The organism is Corynebacterium curieae, assembly GCF_027570035.1.
In the GTDB taxonomy this organism is placed as follows: Bacteria; Actinomycetota; Actinomycetes; order Mycobacteriales; family Mycobacteriaceae; genus Corynebacterium; species Corynebacterium curieae.
Window position 1 is genome coordinate 891,477 of the sequence record NZ_JAKMUU010000001.1, and the last position, 18,659, is coordinate 910,135.

Genomic DNA, 18,659 nt, shown 5'->3' on the forward strand with positions numbered 1-18,659 from the left:
TCCCTTACCCCTTAAGCGGATGCCGCTACGGAAGCCAAGCCCTTGATGCGGTCAGGGCGGAAACCGGACCAGTGCTCGCCATTAGCTTCAACTACTGGTGCCTGAACGTAGCCCAATGCCATGACATAGTCACGGGCTTCATCATCAACAGAAATATCAACCAAATTGTAATCGAGACCGGCGCGGTCGAGGGCCTTCTTGGTGGCGTTGCACTGAACACAAGCTGGCTTGGTGTAAACGGTGATAGACATATAGATCCTTTAAAGCTCCTTCATCGAGAATTCGTTAGAGCGGGGTGCAACGCGCGACGAAAATTCCGCCTAACCGGGCGCTTCCTGCGCCGCTCTGAACAACACCAACGACACTATACTTTGGGGGAAATGCCCGCAACCAACACAACATGTAGTAGTTACAGGCATGGTATTCCCAGGATGAGACACCCCCAGGCCCCACATGTTGACCACACCCAAGGACAGCCATGAAACTACACCAATGAGATTCCTGCAGGTTTACCTGGAGTTCACCATTTTGTGTGTCAAAGTTCACATTTCGCACCCGGTCCAGAACTTTAAGAGTTGATCACCAACGACTCCCCGGAAGCGCAGGTCGCAGGATCCGGCCCCTGCCCCGGGGCGCGCTTCAAACCGAAAATCGCCTGGCTCAACGCCGCCTTGTCGGCCGGCAACCTATCGTGCCGAGGAGCCACGCCGCAGACCTCGCCAAGGTCAAGGTTGACCACATCGGCGCCGTCGACAGCCACGAGCCGGGACGAACTATTCGGGGTCACCGTCTTATCTGCCGGCGAGTAAATGGAGGTATAGCTCACGCCAGGAGCGGTGTCCGGCAAGGCGTTAAGCCGCTGCATAAACTCCGAGCCCACCACCTGCTGTATGCCTGCCGTGCTAGCAAGGAATGCGGCAAGACGGGGCGCGGTGCCGATGAACTTGGAGAGGCCCTCACCTTGCCCATTAAGTGTGGTGCCATGGAAGTTACCACCCAAGGCAACAGCCCGTGCCACATGCTGAGCTCCACCGTGCATCTGGGTATAGGTCTTGATGTGGGTACCTCCTTGCGAGTGCCCCACCAGGTCCACCTTTTCCGCGCCGGTTACCGCGCGGACATAGTCCACCTGTTCTGCGATCTCATTGGCGGCAACATCTAAGTCCGCAATGGCCTTAGTGGAAGGAGAGGCATTCTGCAGGGAAACGTCCTCCGCCCCATAGTCAAAGGCCCAGACACACGCACCCTCTTCCTGAAGGAGTGGTATCAAGTCTTTCCACACGCCGGCATTGTTATAGGTGCCGTGTAGAAGCACCACAGGCTCGGCAATCTCACCAGAAGGAACGCAGGATTGGTCATTGATACCAAAGGACGCCGGAACCGAGGATTCCCACTGTGGTTCGCCTGCATGAGCAACTGGGATAGAAAATCCTAGGGCGGCAGCAACAAGTGCAGTCACAATTCGCTTAGACACTTTTTCTTCTTTCTTACGGCATTGACAGATAATATAATTATATTCATATATTAAGATTGTCGCTTACCTAAGCTTAGAAATTATTATATTTGTGCCAAAACTCACGCACTTGTGCATAAAAAATCCGCCCCGCCCGGAAACCGGGGAGGCGGATGGAATAGCGCTTCAATTAGCCCTGACGAGCCTTGAAACGGGGATCCTTCTTGTTGATCACGAAGACCTTACCGTGGCGGCGAATAACCTGGGCGCCCGGCTTCTTCTTCAGCGACCGAAGGGACTTACGGACCTTCATCGGGCGCTCCTTTCGTTATGCGCAATCTACATGCGGTTGAATAAGTAAAGCACGGACTGGGAATCCCCAGCCATGACACGAGGAAAAATGTTACCTCACACGGCCGTCAATACCAAAACACTAAGGCTCAACAGCTGCGGACTCGCGCCCAAAGCGCGACTTCATCTCCTCGCCTACCTCATCCAGGCTACGTCCCATAGTCTCTGGAACCAAAACCTTGGTGTAGCCGATGGCGATGAGACCAAAGACTCCAAAGACGATAAACGCCACTGGGCCGGTCAGCCACTCCACCAATGGCAGGAAGTACTGTGCCACAGCCCAGTTGGTAGCCCATAGCGAGAGCCCCGCAATGCCCATACCTAGGCCTCGCACCTGCAGCGGCACCAGCTCGGAGATGAGCAGCCACGTGGTGGGTGAGACCGCCGCCTGTTGGAAGGCGATAAATAGCGCCATAAATACCAACGAGACCATCGCCATGGCAGTGGAGTCCTGCGCGTGGGAATAGGCAAAGGAGAGGATAAAGAGCGAGACCACGTTGCCGGTCAGGCCGATCAGCAACAAACGCTTGCGCCCGATGCGGTCCACAACCTTCAGCCCCACCCAGCAGGCCAGCACGGAAACTGCGCCAATGACGATGGAGGTATAGACCGAATTGGCCGTAGAAATCCCCACCTGGTTCATCATGGTCGGTGCAAAATACACGATTGCATTGACGCCGGTAATCTGCTGCGTCAGGCCCATCAGCATGGCAAGTAGCACCGTAATTTGCATCCACCGATTAGCTTTCAGGGCCTTCCACTCAGATCCGCTGGACTTTCGCGCGGTCTCCTGCGAGGTCAGCTCCGAGATATCCATCCCGGCGCGCCCGGCAATCTCCTGGGCGCGGGGCATGCGCCCGTTGGTTGCCAGCCATACTGGCGTCTCTGGCAGGAAAGCCATTCCGAGAGCCAACGCTAGGCCCGGCACGGCGGCTAGGCCCAGCATCCACTCCCAGCTGCCGGTAGAGGCCAGAGCAGAGTTGACCAGATAAGCCATCAACTGGCCCACCACAATTGCGAGGGTATTGAGCGAGACCATGCGCCCGCGCACCTTTGCGGGCACTATCTCCGCGATGTACATGGGGGACACGATGGAGACTGCACCCACGGCAAAGCCCAAGAAGGTACGCGCGGTGGCCAACATCCCCACTGAACCGGACAGGGCACACCAGATGGAGCCCACCACGAAAATAATGCCGCCTGCAATCAGCGTGAAGCGGCGCCCATACCTATCGGCGATGCGCCCAGCCGTCAGCGCACCAACGGTCGCGCCCACCAGCAGCATCGAGGTCACCCAGCCTTCCTGGTGGGCGCTCATATCGAATGCAGGGCTAATAAAAAGCAAGGCACCGGACATCACTCCGGTGTCGTATCCAAATAGCAGCCCGCCTAGGGCCGCTATGCCAGCTACTACCTTGACATAACCTTCCTTATTCACAGCACAATATTGTGTCAGGCGGCTACCATGAACGTCATGTCGAATGATGCCGAAAACTTGCAGCAAACCATCATAAAAGCCCTGGGTGTGCGCCCCTTTATCGATCCAGAAGCCGAAGTGCGACGCCGCGTGGATTTCCTTGTTGATTACCTGCGCACCACCGGCGCTAAAGGCTACGTGCTGGGTATCTCTGGCGGCCAAGATTCCACCTTGGCGGGAAAGCTTGCGCAGCTGGCGGTGGAGCGCGTCGACGGCGCGGAGTTTTGGGCCGTGCGCTTACCCCACGGCGTGCAGGCCGATGAGGACGATGCCCAGATTGCCTTGGATTTCATCCAGCCCGATCACCGCCCCACCGTCGATATCAAGCCGGCCACCTTGGCCCTCAACGAACAGGTGGCGGATGCGCTGCAGCTTGCCGACGTCACCGATTTCAACCGCGGCAATACCAAAGCGCGCCTGCGCATGACCACCCAATACGCCATCGCCGGCGAGGTCGGCGCGCTAGTAATCGGCACTGATCATGCGGCAGAGAACGTTACCGCCTTCTTTACCAAGTGGGGCGATGGCGCGGCAGACCTACTCCCCCTAGCCGGGCTCAATAAGCGCCAAGGTGCCGCCCTCCTAGAGCACCTCGGTGCCCCGCGCTCTACCTGGGAGAAGGTCCCCACCGCGGACTTGGAGGACGATAAGCCACAGCTGCCGGACGAAGAGGCTCTCGGCGTCACCTACGCCCACATCGATGACTATCTGGAGGGCAAGGCGGTTCCCGACGCCGCCCGCGAGCGCATCGAAACCTTATGGCACCGCGGTGCTCACAAGCGCATCATGCCGCAGGGACCGAACCTTTAGCCCAGGGCCTCCAAGGTAGCGGCCGCCGCGCGCTCCAGCGGTCGGTTATAGCTGGCACCGTGCGTAAGCGCATGCACCGCCAACGGGTGTAGCTGGTGCATGGGAATCCACTTCTCAATGTCCTTCGGCGCACCATAACCCTGAAAGATTTCCTCGAGGTATGGCGCCCCGAAAAGCGCCAACATTCCCAAATCCGTATGCGGGTGCCCACCATGGGCGGCAGGGTCAATCATGATGCCGCCGTCGGACCCAAAAAGCAGGTTGCCCGCCCACAGATCACCGTGGATGCGAGCCGGTGTCACATCCCAACTGCGCGCGGCGATGGCGTCGCAGGCACGCCTTACCAAGTCCAGCTGCGCCGCACTTATCCCCGCCAGTTCCGCGAAGGGCAGCACGCGCTGGTTAACGTAGAACTCGCCCCAATTATCCGTCGGGATGCAGTCTTGCTCGATGCTGCCGATGAAGTTCTTTCCCTCCCAACCGGTAGGAGGCGCGCCAAACGCCTCAGCTCCGGCGCGGTGCATGCGCGCCAGCTCCGCACCAAACTTGCGGGCCGCCTCCGGCGTGGGCATGACCTCGTCCACGCGCTCGGTAACTATTTCCTGTTCGTCGGCGCTTACGACATTGACTACCGCGTCGGTGGCTTCCCCGAGCCACCGCAATCCAGCCGCCTCGGCTCCTGCTTGATCCGTGTCGCGTACTCGCTTTGAAAAAGTCTGCATGCCGCCCAGCCTAATCAAGCAAGGAAATTCTTAAAGCGCCGCGCAGTCCCTCGTGGGCAGGGCCATCATAAAGAGCAACGCGATTCCACCAAACACGGGAATGAACCCGATCAGGCATAACAACCCCGTCCGCCCGGAATCGTGCAGCCGCCGGCACATCAAGGAAACGACTGGAATTACCAGTACCGCCTCTGCAATAGTCTCAATATCCACGCCAAAGTGCCGGTCAATAATGCCAATTGACACAGAAATCAGCACGAGGAAGCCAAAGACCCACCAAAACTCACTCATGGACGCCCGGCCACGAAAGTTGAAGTATTTCGCGAAGAACCTGCCCACCGCCTGCACAGGAGACGCCCCATAAAGCGCTTCGCGTGTAAAGAACCCTGTGGCTTCATCAGTCATTCTGCGCGCGAGACCCTTCGACGTTGACTGCATATACTCGGCTGCGAACCATGCTACCCACTTCCTATAAAGGAGGAGCAATGCAACCAGACGTCATCATTATCGGCGGTGGCTTTGCCGGCACCGCTGCGGCCATCACGTTAGCCCGCGCCAACCGCAATGTTCAGGTTATCGATTCCGGTGCTCCCCGCAATCGTTTCAGCGAACATTCCCATGGCATCCTTGGCCTCGACGGCGCGGCCCCTACCGAACTGCTCCAGCGCGGTCACGCGGAGGTGAAGAAATTCGGCGGTGCCATTTCCCACGGCTCGGTGGATAAACTCACCCGCACTTCCGAGCACGGGCCTTGGCAGGTAAAACTTGCCGGCGGCGAGGTTCTCGAGTCCCGCCACGTTCTCGTCGCTACAGGGCTCAAAGATAAGCTTCCCGCGGTCCCTGGACTCAACGACTTGTGGGGCACACGGGTCTTTCACTGCCCGTACTGCCACGGCTACGAGGTCACTGGGAAGAAGGTTGCGCTCATCGGCGGAGTGAACCTGCCTTTTACCATCCGCATTAGCAAACTGCTGTCCAAGTGGTCAGACACACTGACCTTCTACCCCAACGGCCTTGAGCTCACCGATCTTGATCACTCTCAACTCACCAGATTGGGCGTAGAGGTAAACGATGCGCAAGTGACACAAGTCCGTCCAGAGGAGACATCTCCGACCGGCGTAGTAGTGCAAAGCTCCACTGAAGAAGACACCTACGAAGCATGCTTTACGGGGCCTGATTTTCTGCCCAACGACGCACTGCTGCGGGATGTCGGCTGCGAATTGGCCAATGGGTGGGTCAGCGTAGAGCATGGCCAGACCTCGGTATCGCGCCTGTGGGCAGCAGGCAATGTGGTCAGCTCGCCAGACCAAGTCTCGCAAGCGATGGGAAGTGGTGCGGCTGTCGGTATCGCCATCGATCAGCGCATGCTCGATGAGGATCTCGCGGAGCTCTAGCCCACCGCAACAAAGAAAAAGGAGAGGAACTAATGTTCCTCTCCTTTATATTGTGGAGCTAACGGGATTCGAACCCGTGACCCCCACACTGCCAGTGTGGTGCGCTACCAGCTGCGCCATAGCCCCTCAAACGAGGTGCAACCCTGTGGGCTGCAACTCGCTTAAATATACATGGAGGGTATTTAACTCTCCAAATCGCCTGCTACTTGGTGACGATCTCTACCCAGTCACCCAGGTTCTTGCCCGCCTTCTTATCCTTTTCGGATGGAACATCCTTGCCATCCTTGACAATACGCGGCGAGGAGACAGAGCCGGTTTCCTTATCCAGCTTGTCGTAGTTGATTTTCGCCACCTTATTGCCCTGCTTGATGTCCACGTCCTTCATGGACTTGACGACATCATCGTCGGCACGAAGTTCCTTGGCCGCGTCCGCAATGTCCTCAATCTCCCAAGAAGTAGCCACCTTCTGCTGATTCTGCAGCATGTAATCGCGCAGGTTCCAGTAGGTCTTAACGTCGCCCGACTTAGACAGCTCGGACATAGCGGCTACCGCCTTAGTGGAGTAGCCTTCCTGGGTTTCGATTTCTTTGCCATCCAGGAAGTTGAGGGTACGCACGTGGACGATGAGCTTGCCGTCTTCGATGGCCTTCTTCATGTCCCCGTCCGTAGCCTGAGCCAACTCAGCACAGTGAGGGCAGGAGAAGTCCTCATATAGATCCACCTCAGGGGTACCCTTCTTGGCGCTCTCGGACTTGAGGGTGATGGCACCGTCGTTGTATTCCATGGACATATTTACGTCCTGGACATCAACATCACCAAGAGTATTAGGGGAAGACTGCTTACCGTTCCACACGATGTAGCCAATGACAACGGCAATGATGACGAGGAGTACGCCGACTCCCCAAATAAATCCGTTGCCACCCTTGGCGTTCGGGTCAGTTACTTTGCTCATTTGAACCTTGCCTTCGAAAATTTCCGGACTAATTCAGCCTACCTTGCCCACCTATTAGGGGTGAAGGGCAAACTTGGTGAAAGGGCGTTTGATAGTCCATACAGTGAAGAATAAATATGCGGCATCGCGCAACAGCGTCTTCGCATAGTCCATTCCTCGGTCAGGGTTTTGGGCGTCATAGCCAAAGCAGCCGCAGTCAATATCCAGTCCACGGACCCAGGCTTGTGCGATGCCCACCATAAATAGCAGCAACACGATGGTGGCCACGATGGAGGACTTTCGCAAAAACAGCCCGAGCAGCAAGAGCACGCCACCAATAACCTCTAGCGGGCCAATGATAGTGGCGAGGTAGCCAGCCCAATCAGGCGTAAAAATGTCATAGCCCTTAATGGCCTGGGTCATGTCTAGGGTTTTGCCGAGCTTGTGCACGCCGGCGTCAATCCACACCCAGGCCATGCCAAAGCGGGCGATGAAGCTGATGACATCAAGCATCAGCTTCCCATTAATCTTGCTACTCACGAGGATGAGTTTAGCGTTAACCCTTTAAAACATTGGCAACAACTGCCTGTGCTTCTGCTTGCACCTGTCTGAGATGTTCCTCACCCAAGAAAGACTCGGCATAGATTTTGTACTTATCTTCCGTGCCGGAAGGTCGGGCGGCAAACCAGGCATTTTCCGTCGCTACCTTCAGGCCGCCAATGGCCGCACCGTTGCCGGGCGCCTCCGTCAGCTTGGCCACGATTTCCTCGCCCGCCAGCTCCGTGGCGGATACTTTTTCAGGAGACAGCTTCTTAAGGATGGCCTTCTGCTCGCGGTTAGCGGGGGCGTCGGTGCGGGCATAGGCTGAGGCGCCGAATTTCTGCGCCAGTTCTGCGTAGCGCTGGGACGGAGTCTTGCCGGTGACGGCGGTGATCTCCGCGGCGAGGAGATCCATAATGATGCCATCCTTATCGGTGGACCACACGGAGCCATCGAGGCGCAGGAAGGATGCGCCGGCGGATTCTTCACCACCGAAGCCAATAGTGCCTTCGAGCAGCCCCGGGACAAACCACTTGAAGCCGACGGGAACCTCCACCAGGTCGCGACCCAGGCTTTCTACCACGCGGTCGATCATGGAGGAGGACACCAAAGTCTTGCCCACACCGGCGCTCCCCCACTGCGGGCGGTGACTAAAGAGGTACTCGATGGCCACTGCGAGGTAGTGATTGGGGTTCATCAGGCCGGCATCGGGCGTAACTATGCCATGGCGGTCTGCATCGGCATCGTTGCCGGTGGCAAGTTCGAAGTTAGAGCGGGCGTCGATAAGCGAGGCCATGGCATCCGGCGAGGAACAATCCATGCGGATCTTGCCATCCGTATCCAAGGTCATAAAGCGGAACGTGGAATCCACCTCTGGGTTTACCACGGTCATATTGAGCTCATAATGGTCCGCGATGGCCTGCCAATAATCCACGGAGGCACCGCCCATGGGATCGGCACCGATGCGCAGACTGGAATCTTTAATGGCCTGCATATCCACCACATTCTTAAGGTCAGCCACGTAGTTTTGCACGTAGTCGTGCTTCACGCAGCGCTCGTCCAGCACGCCCGCGACAGACGTCCGCTTCACGCCCTCCAACCCGGCGCGCAGGTATTCGTTCGCGCGGCCCGCAATCCAATCGGTGGCCTGAGCGTCGGCCGGTCCACCGGTAGGCGGGTTGTATTTGAAACCGCCATCGCGGGGAGGATTATGGGACGGGGTAATCACGATGCCATCGGTGCCGGGGTTAGTCAGGATGGCGTGGGAAACCGCTGGGGTCGGCGTGTAGCGGCCGCGCTCGTCGACGCGAACCTCCACCCCATTGGCCAGCAGCACCTCGAGGGCGGAGACCATGGCAGGCTCGGACAACGCGTGGGTATCGCGGCCGATGAAAATCGCCCCAGCAACGCCTTGTTCCGCGCGGTAATCCACAATGGCTTGGGTAATCGCTAGGATATGAGCCTCATTAAAGGCGCAATCGAGCGCTGAGCCGCGGTGGCCTGAGGTACCGAAGGACACCTGCTGATCCGGGTCCTCCGCATCCGGGGTGCGGGTGTAGTAGGCGGTGACCAATTCTGCAATATCAATAAGATCCGTGGGCTGTGCCAGCGTGCCGGCGCGCTCGTGGGCCATGGCGTGCTCCTTGAAGGGTTGGGGTGGTATGCCATTCCAGCTTGCCTGCTCTCCCGTGGTTGCGCAGGACGAACATTCCCCCGGCTGGGGGTATGGACGAATTTACTCTATTTCTATAGTTCGCTAGGTTTGCAGAATGGACTCGCTTAATTCCATCCTCTCCGCCATCAGCACCGTGGTCTGGGGGCCATTCATCCTCATTCCCCTCCTGCTGGGAACCGGCCTATGGCTGACAATTCGTTTGGGCGGAATCCAATTCCGCGCGCTGGGCCGCGCAACGCGCCACGTCTTTGCCAAAGATTCTGATAATGAGTCCACCGCAGGCGATATTTCCAATTACCAGGCGCTGACCACCGCACTTGCCGCCACCGTGGGCGTGGGAAATATCGTGGGCGTGGCCACCGCGCTGTCCATCGGCGGTCCTGGCGCGCTGGTATGGATTTGGATTACCGGCCTAGTGGGCATGGCTTCCAAGTACACCGAGGCCTACCTGGGCGTGCGTTTCCGAACCACGGATTCCAAGGGCGAGATGTCCGGCGGACCGCAGCAGTACCTGAAGCGTGGCCTCCCCGGACCGCTCGGCTCGGTACTCGCAGTTTTCTTTGCCATCTTTGCAATCTGCGCGTCCTTTGGCATCGGCAACCTCGCCCAAGCTAATGCTGTGGCCACCAATATGGAATCGACCTTCGGTATCGCCCCGGCGGCCACCGGTGCGATCCTGTTCGTCTTGGTGGGCTCCGTGCTCCTTGGTGGAATCCAGGCCATCGGCCGCATTACCGCCGCCTTCGTGCCGTTGATGATCATCGTCTACGTATTGGGCGGACTGTATGTGATCTTCTCGCATGCCACGGAGATCCCCGCAGCCTTCGCCATGATCTTCAGCGATGCCTTTACCGGTACCGCCGCCGGCGGCGGGTTCGTGGGCTCTACCATCATGATGGCCATTCAATACGGCGTCGCCCGCGGCATCTTCTCCAATGAATCCGGCATGGGCTCCGCCGCCATCGCCGCTGCGGCCGCCAAGACCCCGCACCCGGCGCGCCAGGGGTTGGTGTCGATGACACAGACCTTCATCGATACCATCATCGTGGTCACCATCACCGGCTTGGTCATCGTAGTGGGCGGTACCTGGGATATGGGCCGCGATGAAGCTGGAATCATGACGGCCGAGGCCTTCTCCCGCGTACTGCCGGGAGACTGGGGCGGCACTATCGTTTCCCTCTCCATTATTTTCTTCGCCTTTTCCACCATCATGGCCTGGGCGTATTACGGCGAGCGCTCTTTGGAGTCCCTCTGCGGCCGCAAGGCCTCTATCCCCTACCGCATGTTCTTTGCCTGTCTCCTTTTTGTCGGTTCCGTCTCGGAGCTCGAGCTCGCCTGGACATTCTCCGACCTGGCCAATGGCCTTATCGCTATCCCGAACCTCATTGGGTTGCTCCTTCTTTCGGGCCTCGTAGCGCGCGAGACCAAGGCGTACCTAGCCTTCGACCCCAAGCTCAATAAACCGGTAGAAGAGGTCCGCGCGTTCGTAGAGTCCCAGGGGATGGACTGGAAGTAACATAGGCCGCATGCCTCAATTCCTCGTCGTGGGTGCTGGCGCTGCGCTCGGCGCGGCGGCCCGGTACTTGCTTTCCGCAGCGCTCGGCGGCGGCATGATCCCGTTGCTCGTCATCAATATCCTTGGCAGCGCGCTCATGGGCTACTTCCGCCCCGGCCCCTTTTGGGGCACCGGCGTGCTCGGCGGTTTCACCAGCTTTGCCACCTTCGCCTTCCTGACTTCCGAGGCCCATTGGACTACCGCCCTAGCCTATGTCCTGGCCACCATCGTCGGCTGCGTGGGCGGCTACCTGGCAGGTGACAAACTGCGATGAATCTTATCTGGGTCCTTCTCGGCGGCTTCGTTGGTGGCAGCCTGCGCTATGGCTTTACCCGGCTTGTACCCGCCCCCTATTGCACCTTCGTAGCGAATATCTTGGGCTCCCTTGCTTTAGGCTTGGCCTATGGTTTTGCCCAGCTTACCGACGCCTCCCTTATTCACCCCTTCCTCGCCCTCGGCCTAGCCGGCGGCCTATCCACCTGGTCCACGTTGGCGAAGGAACTGGGAGAAATGATCAAACGCAAGCGGTGGTGGCGGCTTAGCAAATATCTCTTCTGGACCATCGGCCTCGGCATCGTTCTAGCCTGGCGCGGCACCATCTGGGCGGCACGCATTTATCACGGGGTTTAAGGGGCAAACTCCCAGCTAACTAGCAGTTACTTTTGTCCTGCACAGGCCTAATGTTTTCCGCGTGAGTTTCCTTTTGAATCTGCCTTTGGCGGATCCCATCAACGGCGTGATCTTCTACGCCATCCTCGCGATTGCAGGAATCATCGTTCTCCTTCAACGCAAGGTGTGGCCGCTGGTTATCGCGGCCCTGCTGTGCGTCATCACTTGGTACTTTCTCCGACACTGGCAAGTGCCGTGGTATATCTTCCTCGCAGCTTTCGTTCCCGTAGCGGCAATGGTTCGCAAACCCAAGATTATTACGGTTACCGCCGGAATCTTCTCCCTTTTGGCCACGGTTGGCATCATCAACATGGAGTACCAAACCTATCCAGATATTGCCTCCCTGGACCCACGCCCCGTGGCAAAAGAGATGAGCTACGAGGAGTTTTCCCACACCAATTCCGGTGCGGCGATCGTCCACGTCGATCTTCCAGGCACCACCTCCCATTTCTCCGCCCGCCAAGCTACGGCGTATATCCCGCCTGCCTACTGGACGGACCACACCCTGCCCGTCATCGTCCTCCTGCACGGCAACCCAGGTGGCCCGGAGCAGTGGTTCGGTTCTGGAGAGGCGGCTGAAACCGCGGACCAGTTCCAGGCGGCGAATGGAGGCCGCAGCCCCATCGTCGTTGCCGTAGACGCCACCGGCTCTGAAACTGCCAATCCCATCTGCGCCGATAGTACCCAGGCCAAGGTCATGACCTACCTCAGCCAAGACGTGCCGCAGGCTATCAAGCAGAAGTTCAAGGTTAACCCGGATCAGCGCACTTGGACCGTCGGTGGACTAAGCTACGGCGGCACCTGCTCCCTGCAGATCGCCACCAACCGCCCCGAAGCCTATGGCTCTATCATCGACATTTCCGGCGAGGCCGAACCCACCATTGGCAACCACGCGGCCACGGTGAAGAAATTCTTCGCTGGCGACGAGTCCGCCTTCAATGACCAGGACCCCGCCCACTTGCTTGCCCGCAAGCGCAACTCCGCCCAAGCCATCTTCATCGCTGGCGATAAGGACACAGCTTCCGTCAATGCCCTGCGCTCGCTTTCCGACGCCGCCCGCAACGCCGGCATGAAAACCTACTTCGGCACCCGCCCTGGCGGCCACTCCTTTCAAGTGTGGCGCCCAGCCCTGCGCGAATCTTTCGCTTGGGCTGCCCGTCGCGGTGGCATGAACGCGATTAAAGATCCCTTCGACGGAATTGGAGCCAATGATGTCCGTTCTTAAAACCATCCTGACCAGGTTTCCTGTTTCCCTAGCCGTCTTAGTCGTTATGTGGGCGCTCCACCTAGTGGACTTCCCCACCTCTCACTGGTTGGCGCTGACTACCGCTCACCCTGGCGGCGCCATCATCTTGTCGGTCCTTATCCTGTTCTGGCTCGTACCCGCAGAATGGCGCTTGGGCTCCCTGCGCACGTTGGCGGTGGGAATTATCTCCCAGCTCATTTCTGTGCCCCTATCCATCGTCCTTGCCCGCGGCATCGAGACCGTAGGCCTGAACCGGTGGGGCAATGATCTCCTTAGCGATACCTTCCTCACTCCAATCGGGTTTATCGCCGGTACCGCCGGTTTTGCTTCCGCCCTCCTACCCCGCCTGTGGCGCCGCCGGCTACGCATCTCGCTTATCGTGCTTACCGCTACTTTTGTGCTCTATTCCGGCACCATGTCCGATGTCCTCGGCATCGTTGCCGCCGCACTTTCCATTACGGCGGGCCAACTTCTCTTTAAACCCGAACCCGCACCGCCTTCCATCAGGGAGCGCCGCGTACTCCTCGCCGTTGGCGTCGCCTGCGTAGCCATCGGGCCCGCCTTCGTGGCGCTCGACCCCATGGCAGAGGGCCCCTTTTCCCAGATTACGCAGCTCCTTTGGGCCCCACATCTTTCCGCTTTGGAGGCCACCCAATCCTGCGCGGATTCGGTCACTTCTGCCAACTGCACCGCGGCAGTCGACCTCGCCCGCGCCCAAGGCATCGGTGCCGTGGTAGCCAATATCCTGCCATTTATCATCCAACTAGTGGTGTGCTTTGGCCTTACCCGCGGCCGCGTGCTCGCGTGGTGGATGGCGGTTATTACCCAGATACTTGCCATCGCCCTGTTGACCTACCAGCTTTGGGATGACGCCCGCCTGAGCTATCTCCTGCCCAACCTCGTGCTCGTCCTCTTGCCTTGGCTGCTGGCACTGTTCATGCTGCTAATTAATCGATCGCTGTTTCACACCCACGAAAACCACGCATTTTTCATCCGCACGGTCGCCTTTGCCGGACTCGCCGGCGTCTTTGGCGCAGGCCTGTGGGTCTTGACCGCCTCGCTGCACAACACCGTACCTCCAGCGAACCTAGCAGCGATCCTTGCAGAAACCCCACTGCGCTTCGTACCGGCCGTCGTCGCGCTCATCCTCCCCCACCACGTCGCACCAGCAACCATGATTTCTTGGTTCATCTACGAGTGGGTAGGAAATGCTTTCTGGATCCTTGTAGCTATTCGGCTCTACCTCGGTTTTTCCCGTCCTGTTGACCCGGCCCAAGAGTCCGACCGCGACACCGCGCGCCGCTTACTCGAAGCCGGTACCGGCGATCACCTATCTTTTATGACCCTGTGGAAATCGAACCGGTATTTCTTCCACGGTGATTCCTACGTGGCTTATCGCGTTTCCAATGGCATTGCCCTCACGCTGGGCGCCCCCGTCGGCCGCGATATAAGTTCCGAATTTGAACAATTCGCCGCCGAGCAAGGCTGGGCCGTCGCGTGGTATTCCGTCAATGCACAATTCGCCGACGCGCACCCGCAGCTAAAGCGCCTCCAAGTCGCAGAAGAAGCCGTACTCAACTGCGAATCCGTAGAGTTCAAGGGAAAGAAATTCCAAAACGTGCGCACCGCGCGCAATAAAGCCGCGAAGGATGGCGTTAGCACTCGTTGGACCACGTGGGGCGAGCTGGATATCGCCTCCATCGCCCGCATCACCGCGCTGAGCGAGGACTGGGTCTCTGACAAAGCCCTCCCTGAAATGGGCTTTACCCTCGGCGGTCTTGAGGAAATGATGGTGGATGGCACCCGGCTCTTGCTGGCTGAGTCCGCCGACGGCACTCTACACGGTGTCACCAGCTGGATGCCGGTATACGAAAATGGTGCCATTGTCGGCTACGTTCTCGACGTCATGCGCCGCAATGAGCACGGCTTCAAAGGCGTCATCGAGCTCCTCATCTCAGAAGCGATGCTCATCGCTCATGACGAAGGCCTCGCCTGGATCTCCCTTTCCGGCGCCCCATTGGCCGGACAACCAGACGAACCTAATTGGCTCGACGTCGCCCTCAACCGCATTGGCGAGGAAGTCGAACCGCTCTATGGCTTCCGCACCCTAGCGGCCAGCAAGCGCAAATTCCAGCCCGAGGAGCACCCGTGGTACCTCTGTTACCACGATGAACTGAAACTTCCTTCCATCGCGCTGGCCACCATGCATGCCTACCTGCCGGATATGAAAACAAAGGATGCGGTATCGGCGGTCGGGGCTTGGATGGCCGCGTAAATACAATAAGGTCTCCCTTCTTTGTGCGAAGAAGGGAGACCTTAGGCTTATAAGGCTAGTCCGCGATTGCTTCCAATGGCGGCGTCTTCGCCGCGCGTTGCGACGGCCATACTGCCGCAATAATGCCCACGATGGCCGAGCCCACCAGCATGATGAGCACCATCGCCCACGGAATCTGCGCAGAGTCCAGTCCCTCATCACCAAGGATCTCGATGAAGGACCAACCGAGGCCCAAGCCAATGAGGATGCCCATGACCGCGCCGAAGAGCGCGATTTGCACCGACTCCAGCGTAATCATCGTGCGGATCTGGCGGCGCTGCGTACCCACCGCACGCAACATGCCGATCTCCTGGCGGCGCTCAATGACACCCAAGGTCAGGGTATTGACAATGCCCAGCACGGCAATAATCACTGCTAGGGCAAGCAGGCCATACAGGATGGAAAGCATCTGGTCGATGAATCCGGCGGCTTGGCCCGCATATTCCTCGCCAGAATTAACCTGAACCACGACCAAATCCTTGACCGCATCCTCCAGATTATGGCGCAGTTCTTCCTTGTCATAGCCTTCTTGTCCCAAGACACCTACCATCTGCACGGTAAAGGACCTCTCCGGTGCAACCTTCTCAGCCACATCCTGCGAGAGCACCATGTTCTGCACCACTTCAGTCGGCTTAAAGGTGCCCACAAGCTTGGCTTCGGCTTTCTTATCATTTGCGGCAGAAGCCACCTTGTAGGTCTCTCCTACCTTCCAACCGTGTTCCTTGGCAAACTCATCGGTAGCAATAAAGCCCTTATCCAAGTTGGCGTCGCCCTCGACCATGTCGAGCGCAATCATCGAGGATGGATCACTATCCGCAGTCATTGTCTGCTTGTATTGCGGGCCATAATCCATCGAAGCCTGATCATCCACAGTTACCGGAGCCATACCGATGGTAATGACCTTATCGACGCCCTCGGCTTCGGCCGCACGCTTACCAGTGTCCTTCGGCGTCGGGAACTCACCGGAGCTAGGGCCGGAAAGCAGGTAATCAGAGGTGATGTTTTGCTCGACGGTATCGGCCACGGAGGACTTCATCGTTGCGCCAAGCATGCCAATGGCGGTCACTAGGGCCACGCCCAAAGTCAGCGCGAAGGCAGTGGCGGCGGTGCGGCGCGGATTGCGTCGCGAGTTCGTCGCCGCCAGTGAACCAATAGCGCCAAACGGTGCACCGATTGCCTTGCCCACCGTGGGAACCAGAGGTAGCGACAGGGCCGGACCGGCCAAGAAGAATCCAACGATTACGCCGAACGCGCCGATGCCAACGAGGATGGCGCGGATGTTCGTCTCGGCGTCGGAAAGCACGCCTGCCAACGCCGCCGCAATGCCCACCAGCAGGATAATGGTGCCGAAAATCGTGCGTACCTTTAGCGAAGTAGCCGAGGCAGACTCGGTGGTGCGCATAGCCTCTACCGGCTGGACGCGACCCGCGCGCCGTGCTGGGGCCCACGCAGAAACCACCGTGACGATGGTGCCCAAAATAATCGGGACCACAATGGCCGACACACTCAAGCCCAAGCCGCCATCGAACGGCATGCCTTTCGCGCTCATAACCGCCTTGATAATGGCAACCAAGCCCATGCCTGCAACCACGCCAACGATAGAGCCCAAAAGGCCCACAATGGCGGATTCCACTACCACCGAGTTCGTAATCTGGCGGCGAGAAGCACCCAGGGCACGCAGGAGCGCAAATTCCTTGGTGCGCTGCGCGACAATCATCGAGAAAGTATTGGCGATGATAAACGTGCCCACCAGCAGCGCGATAAGGCCGAATGCAATGAGGAAATAATTGATGAACTTCAGGGCAGAAGACATCATCTCGGAGGTTTCCTCCGCCAGGCGCTCGCCCGACTCCGCCTTGACCTCGTACTTCTCATTGAGGTGATCCACCAAAGAATTTGCATCTACACCATCGGCCGCAGAAACTTTAAGCTGGCTCGGATCGCCGTAGCGCTCAAGGTAGTCCTTTTCAGCCATGCTCAGCACGATGCTATCGCCCTGGTCCACGGCCAACTCAGAAATACCGGAAACGGTCACTGTGTCTTGTTCATCTGGGTGAACCACAATGAGCTTCTGCCCCACGGAGATGTCATACTTCTCCGCGGCGGTCGAATTGATGAGGACCTCGTCCTTGCCGCTCGGCTCTTCACCTTCCTTCAGCTCGTCGGCTCCACCAACGACCTTATCCTCGGGGTAGAAAGGAACGACATTGGCGGTGCCGCCCTGCGTCTGATAAGCCTCCGAATTCTCGTTTGCGGCGACGACGGTTTCCGAATCCGCGATGTTGATATTCTTTACATCTTCATCGTCGGCCAACTGCTGGCGAAGCTTCTCATCAAGCTTCGGGCCGTTGTCGTCCTTTTGGCTCACCACCGCGTCCACACCGCGGAACTGATTATCCACCGCGGAGTCAAAAGTAGACTTCAGAGAATTGGTGAACATGAAAGAACCGGCAATAAACGCGGTGCCCAAAACCACCGCAAGAATCGTCAGCCCTAGGCGCAGTTTATGCGCCACGATATTGCGCAGGGACACCCTACGCATTGCGCTTCCGCGTGCCATTTAGCCCTCAATCTCCGCCATTACTTGGTGAATGGCCTCCATCGTTGGATTGTGCAACTCGTTCACAAGCTTTCCATCAGCAAGGAAAACCACACGGTCAGCGTACGACGCTGCCTTGGCATCATGCGTCACGATGACCACAGTCTGATCGTCCTTATCTACAGCGGTGCGAAGAATATCAAGCACCTCAGCCGAAGAGTTGGAGTCCAGATTGCCGGTGGGCTCATCGCCAAAAATGATTTCCGGACGAGAAACCAAAGCGCGAGCACAGGCCACGCGCTGCTGCTGACCGCCGGACAGTTCAGCCGGGCGGTGCTCCAAGCGCTCCGCTAGGCCCAGCCTGCGAGTAACCTCTTCAAACCATTGCTTGTCGACATCCTTGCCCGCAATGTCCGTTGGCAGCGTAATGTTTTCCGCGGCGGTCAGGGTCGGCACTAGATTAAAAGACTGGAAAATGAATCCTAGGCGATCACGACGAAGCGCCGTAATATCTTTGTCATTAAGCGCAGACATATCGGTTTCGCCGATAAATGCCGAGCCGGAAGTCGCCGAATCCAGACCAGCCATGGTGTGCATCAGCGTCGACTTACCAGAGCCCGATGGGCCCATAATCGCAGTGAATTCGTTCTTTCCGAATTCAATGGATACGTGGTCCAAGGCAATAACGGCTGTGTCATCGCTTCCGTATTGCTTAAACAAGTCAACGGCGCGTGCCGCAGCATTAGTCATGAGACAAATTCTCCTTGTAAATGGGAAATTACCTCTTTTAGTCTAGCGACCGTAATCTCAGGCCAACATCATCCCAGAGGAGGAAACCGGCATGCCAGAGCGCGGCATGACCGTTTGCTCGGTCATGCTTCGTAGGTTCAGGCCACTCCCTAGCCCTACCTTCTATCAGCCCGCTTTTTAGAAAGCTCGAGGTATTGTGCCCAGGTGTGGTTCCAGTGGGTTTGGTGTGTGGT

At 58.1% G+C, this 18,659-nt stretch carries 18 protein-coding genes and 1 tRNA gene; 7 read left to right on the forward strand and 12 right to left on the reverse strand.

Annotated features, from left to right (window positions below; translation table 11 throughout):
• Nucleotides 1-11: 11 nt before the first annotated feature.
• The 4 genes from nrdH to L8V01_RS04150 all read right to left on the reverse strand — a co-directional run bounded on the left by nrdH (nt 12) and on the right by L8V01_RS04150 (nt 3,242).
• Nucleotides 12-251, reverse strand: a complete 240-nt coding sequence (nrdH, locus tag L8V01_RS04135) for a glutaredoxin-like protein NrdH (RefSeq protein ID WP_198491999.1) — start codon at nt 249-251, stop codon at nt 12-14.
• 317 nt (nt 252-568) lie between these two features.
• Nucleotides 569-1,474, reverse strand: coding sequence for an esterase/lipase family protein (locus tag L8V01_RS04140; protein ID WP_269945857.1), 906 nt, complete (start codon nt 1,472-1,474; stop codon nt 569-571).
• A gap of 169 nt (nt 1,475-1,643) precedes the next feature.
• A complete protein-coding gene (gene ykgO, locus L8V01_RS04145; protein ID WP_003847162.1) occupies nt 1,644-1,766 on the reverse strand; it encodes a type B 50S ribosomal protein L36 in 123 nt (40 codons plus the stop codon).
• Nucleotides 1,767-1,886: 120 nt separating this feature from the next.
• Nucleotides 1,887-3,242: a sugar porter family MFS transporter gene (locus tag L8V01_RS04150; protein ID WP_269945858.1), complete on the reverse strand. Its 1,356-nt coding sequence runs from the start codon at nt 3,240-3,242 to the stop codon at nt 1,887-1,889.
• Between the two features lie 27 nt (nt 3,243-3,269).
• On the opposite strand from L8V01_RS04150, the gene nadE reads away from it, so the two are divergent.
• Nucleotides 3,270-4,091, forward strand: a complete 822-nt coding sequence (gene nadE, locus L8V01_RS04155) for an ammonia-dependent NAD(+) synthetase (RefSeq protein ID WP_269945859.1) — start codon at nt 3,270-3,272, stop codon at nt 4,089-4,091.
• Here the strand turns inward: nadE and L8V01_RS04160 are convergent.
• A complete protein-coding gene (locus L8V01_RS04160) occupies nt 4,088-4,813 on the reverse strand; it encodes a fructosamine kinase family protein (protein ID WP_269945860.1) in 726 nt (241 codons plus the stop codon). The genes nadE and L8V01_RS04160 overlap by 4 nt on opposite strands.
• Nucleotides 4,814-4,843: 30 nt before the next feature.
• Entirely contained in the window at nt 4,844-5,218 is a 375-nt protein-coding gene (locus L8V01_RS04165; RefSeq protein WP_269945861.1) for a DUF805 domain-containing protein, read from the reverse strand.
• 80 nt (nt 5,219-5,298) lie between these two features.
• Between L8V01_RS04165 and L8V01_RS04170 the strand changes: the two genes are divergently transcribed.
• Nucleotides 5,299-6,207, forward strand: a complete 909-nt coding sequence (locus tag L8V01_RS04170) for an NAD(P)/FAD-dependent oxidoreductase (protein ID WP_269945862.1) — start codon at nt 5,299-5,301, stop codon at nt 6,205-6,207.
• A 53-nt stretch (nt 6,208-6,260) separates the two neighbouring features.
• On the opposite strand, the gene L8V01_RS04175 is transcribed toward L8V01_RS04170, so the two are convergent.
• From L8V01_RS04175 to pgm, 4 genes are all read right to left on the reverse strand, one after another.
• A tRNA-Ala gene (locus L8V01_RS04175) sits at nt 6,261-6,333 on the reverse strand.
• 76 nt (nt 6,334-6,409) lie between these two features.
• Nucleotides 6,410-7,159, reverse strand: coding sequence for a DsbA family protein (locus tag L8V01_RS04180; protein ID WP_269945863.1), 750 nt, complete (start codon nt 7,157-7,159; stop codon nt 6,410-6,412).
• A gap of 54 nt (nt 7,160-7,213) precedes the next feature.
• A complete protein-coding gene (locus L8V01_RS04185) occupies nt 7,214-7,651 on the reverse strand; it encodes a MauE/DoxX family redox-associated membrane protein (RefSeq protein WP_269945906.1) in 438 nt (145 codons plus the stop codon).
• Between the two features lie 43 nt (nt 7,652-7,694).
• Complete coding sequence (pgm, locus tag L8V01_RS04190; protein WP_269945864.1) at nt 7,695-9,311, reverse strand: phosphoglucomutase (alpha-D-glucose-1,6-bisphosphate-dependent); 1,617 nt, start codon at nt 9,309-9,311, stop codon at nt 7,695-7,697.
• Between the two features lie 136 nt (nt 9,312-9,447).
• On the opposite strand from pgm, the gene L8V01_RS04195 reads away from it, so the two are divergent.
• From L8V01_RS04195 to L8V01_RS04215, 5 genes are all read left to right on the forward strand, one after another.
• Entirely contained in the window at nt 9,448-10,869 is a 1,422-nt protein-coding gene (locus L8V01_RS04195; RefSeq protein ID WP_269945865.1) for an alanine/glycine:cation symporter family protein, read from the forward strand.
• Nucleotides 10,870-10,879: 10 nt separating this feature from the next.
• Nucleotides 10,880-11,182: a fluoride efflux transporter family protein gene (locus tag L8V01_RS04200; protein ID WP_269945866.1), complete on the forward strand. Its 303-nt coding sequence runs from the start codon at nt 10,880-10,882 to the stop codon at nt 11,180-11,182.
• A complete protein-coding gene (locus L8V01_RS04205) occupies nt 11,179-11,538 on the forward strand; it encodes a FluC/FEX family fluoride channel (protein WP_269945867.1) in 360 nt (119 codons plus the stop codon). Before L8V01_RS04200 ends, L8V01_RS04205 begins: the two co-directional genes overlap by 4 nt.
• Before the next feature lie 61 nt (nt 11,539-11,599).
• Complete coding sequence (locus L8V01_RS04210; RefSeq protein ID WP_269945868.1) at nt 11,600-12,802, forward strand: alpha/beta hydrolase; 1,203 nt, start codon at nt 11,600-11,602, stop codon at nt 12,800-12,802.
• Entirely contained in the window at nt 12,789-15,098 is a 2,310-nt protein-coding gene (locus tag L8V01_RS04215; RefSeq protein WP_269945869.1) for a bifunctional lysylphosphatidylglycerol flippase/synthetase MprF, read from the forward strand. Before L8V01_RS04210 ends, L8V01_RS04215 begins: the two co-directional genes overlap by 14 nt.
• A gap of 55 nt (nt 15,099-15,153) precedes the next feature.
• Here L8V01_RS04215 and L8V01_RS04220 read toward each other — a convergent pair whose 3' ends face one another.
• Both L8V01_RS04220 and L8V01_RS04225 read right to left on the reverse strand, forming a co-directional pair.
• Nucleotides 15,154-17,697: an ABC transporter permease gene (locus L8V01_RS04220; RefSeq protein ID WP_269945870.1), complete on the reverse strand. Its 2,544-nt coding sequence runs from the start codon at nt 17,695-17,697 to the stop codon at nt 15,154-15,156.
• On the reverse strand, nt 17,698-18,426 hold the full coding sequence (locus L8V01_RS04225; RefSeq protein WP_269945871.1) for an ABC transporter ATP-binding protein: 729 nt from the start codon (nt 18,424-18,426) through the stop codon (nt 17,698-17,700).
• Between the last annotated feature and the right edge of the window lie 233 nt (nt 18,427-18,659).

Bases quoted from the DNA above. Each gene is read 5' to 3' on its own strand.
- nrdH (WP_198491999.1), bottom strand. From the start codon at position 251: ATGTCTATCACCGTTTACACCAAGCCAGCTTGTGTTCAGTGCAACGCC.
- ykgO (WP_003847162.1), bottom strand. From the start codon at position 1,766: ATGAAGGTCCGTAAGTCCCTTCGGTCGCTGAAGAAGAAGCCGGGCGCC.
- nadE (WP_269945859.1), top strand. From the start codon at position 3,270: ATGAACGTCATGTCGAATGATGCCGAAAACTTGCAGCAAACCATCATA.
- L8V01_RS04160 (WP_269945860.1), bottom strand. From the start codon at position 4,813: ATGCAGACTTTTTCAAAGCGAGTACGCGACACGGATCAAGCAGGAGCC.
- L8V01_RS04165 (WP_269945861.1), bottom strand. From the start codon at position 5,218: ATGACTGATGAAGCCACAGGGTTCTTTACACGCGAAGCGCTTTATGGG.
- L8V01_RS04170 (WP_269945862.1), top strand. From the start codon at position 5,299: ATGCAACCAGACGTCATCATTATCGGCGGTGGCTTTGCCGGCACCGCT.
- L8V01_RS04180 (WP_269945863.1), bottom strand. From the start codon at position 7,159: ATGAGCAAAGTAACTGACCCGAACGCCAAGGGTGGCAACGGATTTATT.
- L8V01_RS04185 (WP_269945906.1), bottom strand. From the start codon at position 7,651: ATGCTTGATGTCATCAGCTTCATCGCCCGCTTTGGCATGGCCTGGGTG.
- pgm (WP_269945864.1), bottom strand. From the start codon at position 9,311: ATGGCCCACGAGCGCGCCGGCACGCTGGCACAGCCCACGGATCTTATT.
- L8V01_RS04195 (WP_269945865.1), top strand. From the start codon at position 9,448: ATGGACTCGCTTAATTCCATCCTCTCCGCCATCAGCACCGTGGTCTGG.
- L8V01_RS04200 (WP_269945866.1), top strand. From the start codon at position 10,880: ATGCCTCAATTCCTCGTCGTGGGTGCTGGCGCTGCGCTCGGCGCGGCG.
- L8V01_RS04205 (WP_269945867.1), top strand. From the start codon at position 11,179: ATGAATCTTATCTGGGTCCTTCTCGGCGGCTTCGTTGGTGGCAGCCTG.
- L8V01_RS04215 (WP_269945869.1), top strand. From the start codon at position 12,789: ATGTCCGTTCTTAAAACCATCCTGACCAGGTTTCCTGTTTCCCTAGCC.
- L8V01_RS04220 (WP_269945870.1), bottom strand. From the start codon at position 17,697: ATGGCACGCGGAAGCGCAATGCGTAGGGTGTCCCTGCGCAATATCGTG.
- L8V01_RS04225 (WP_269945871.1), bottom strand. From the start codon at position 18,426: ATGACTAATGCTGCGGCACGCGCCGTTGACTTGTTTAAGCAATACGGA.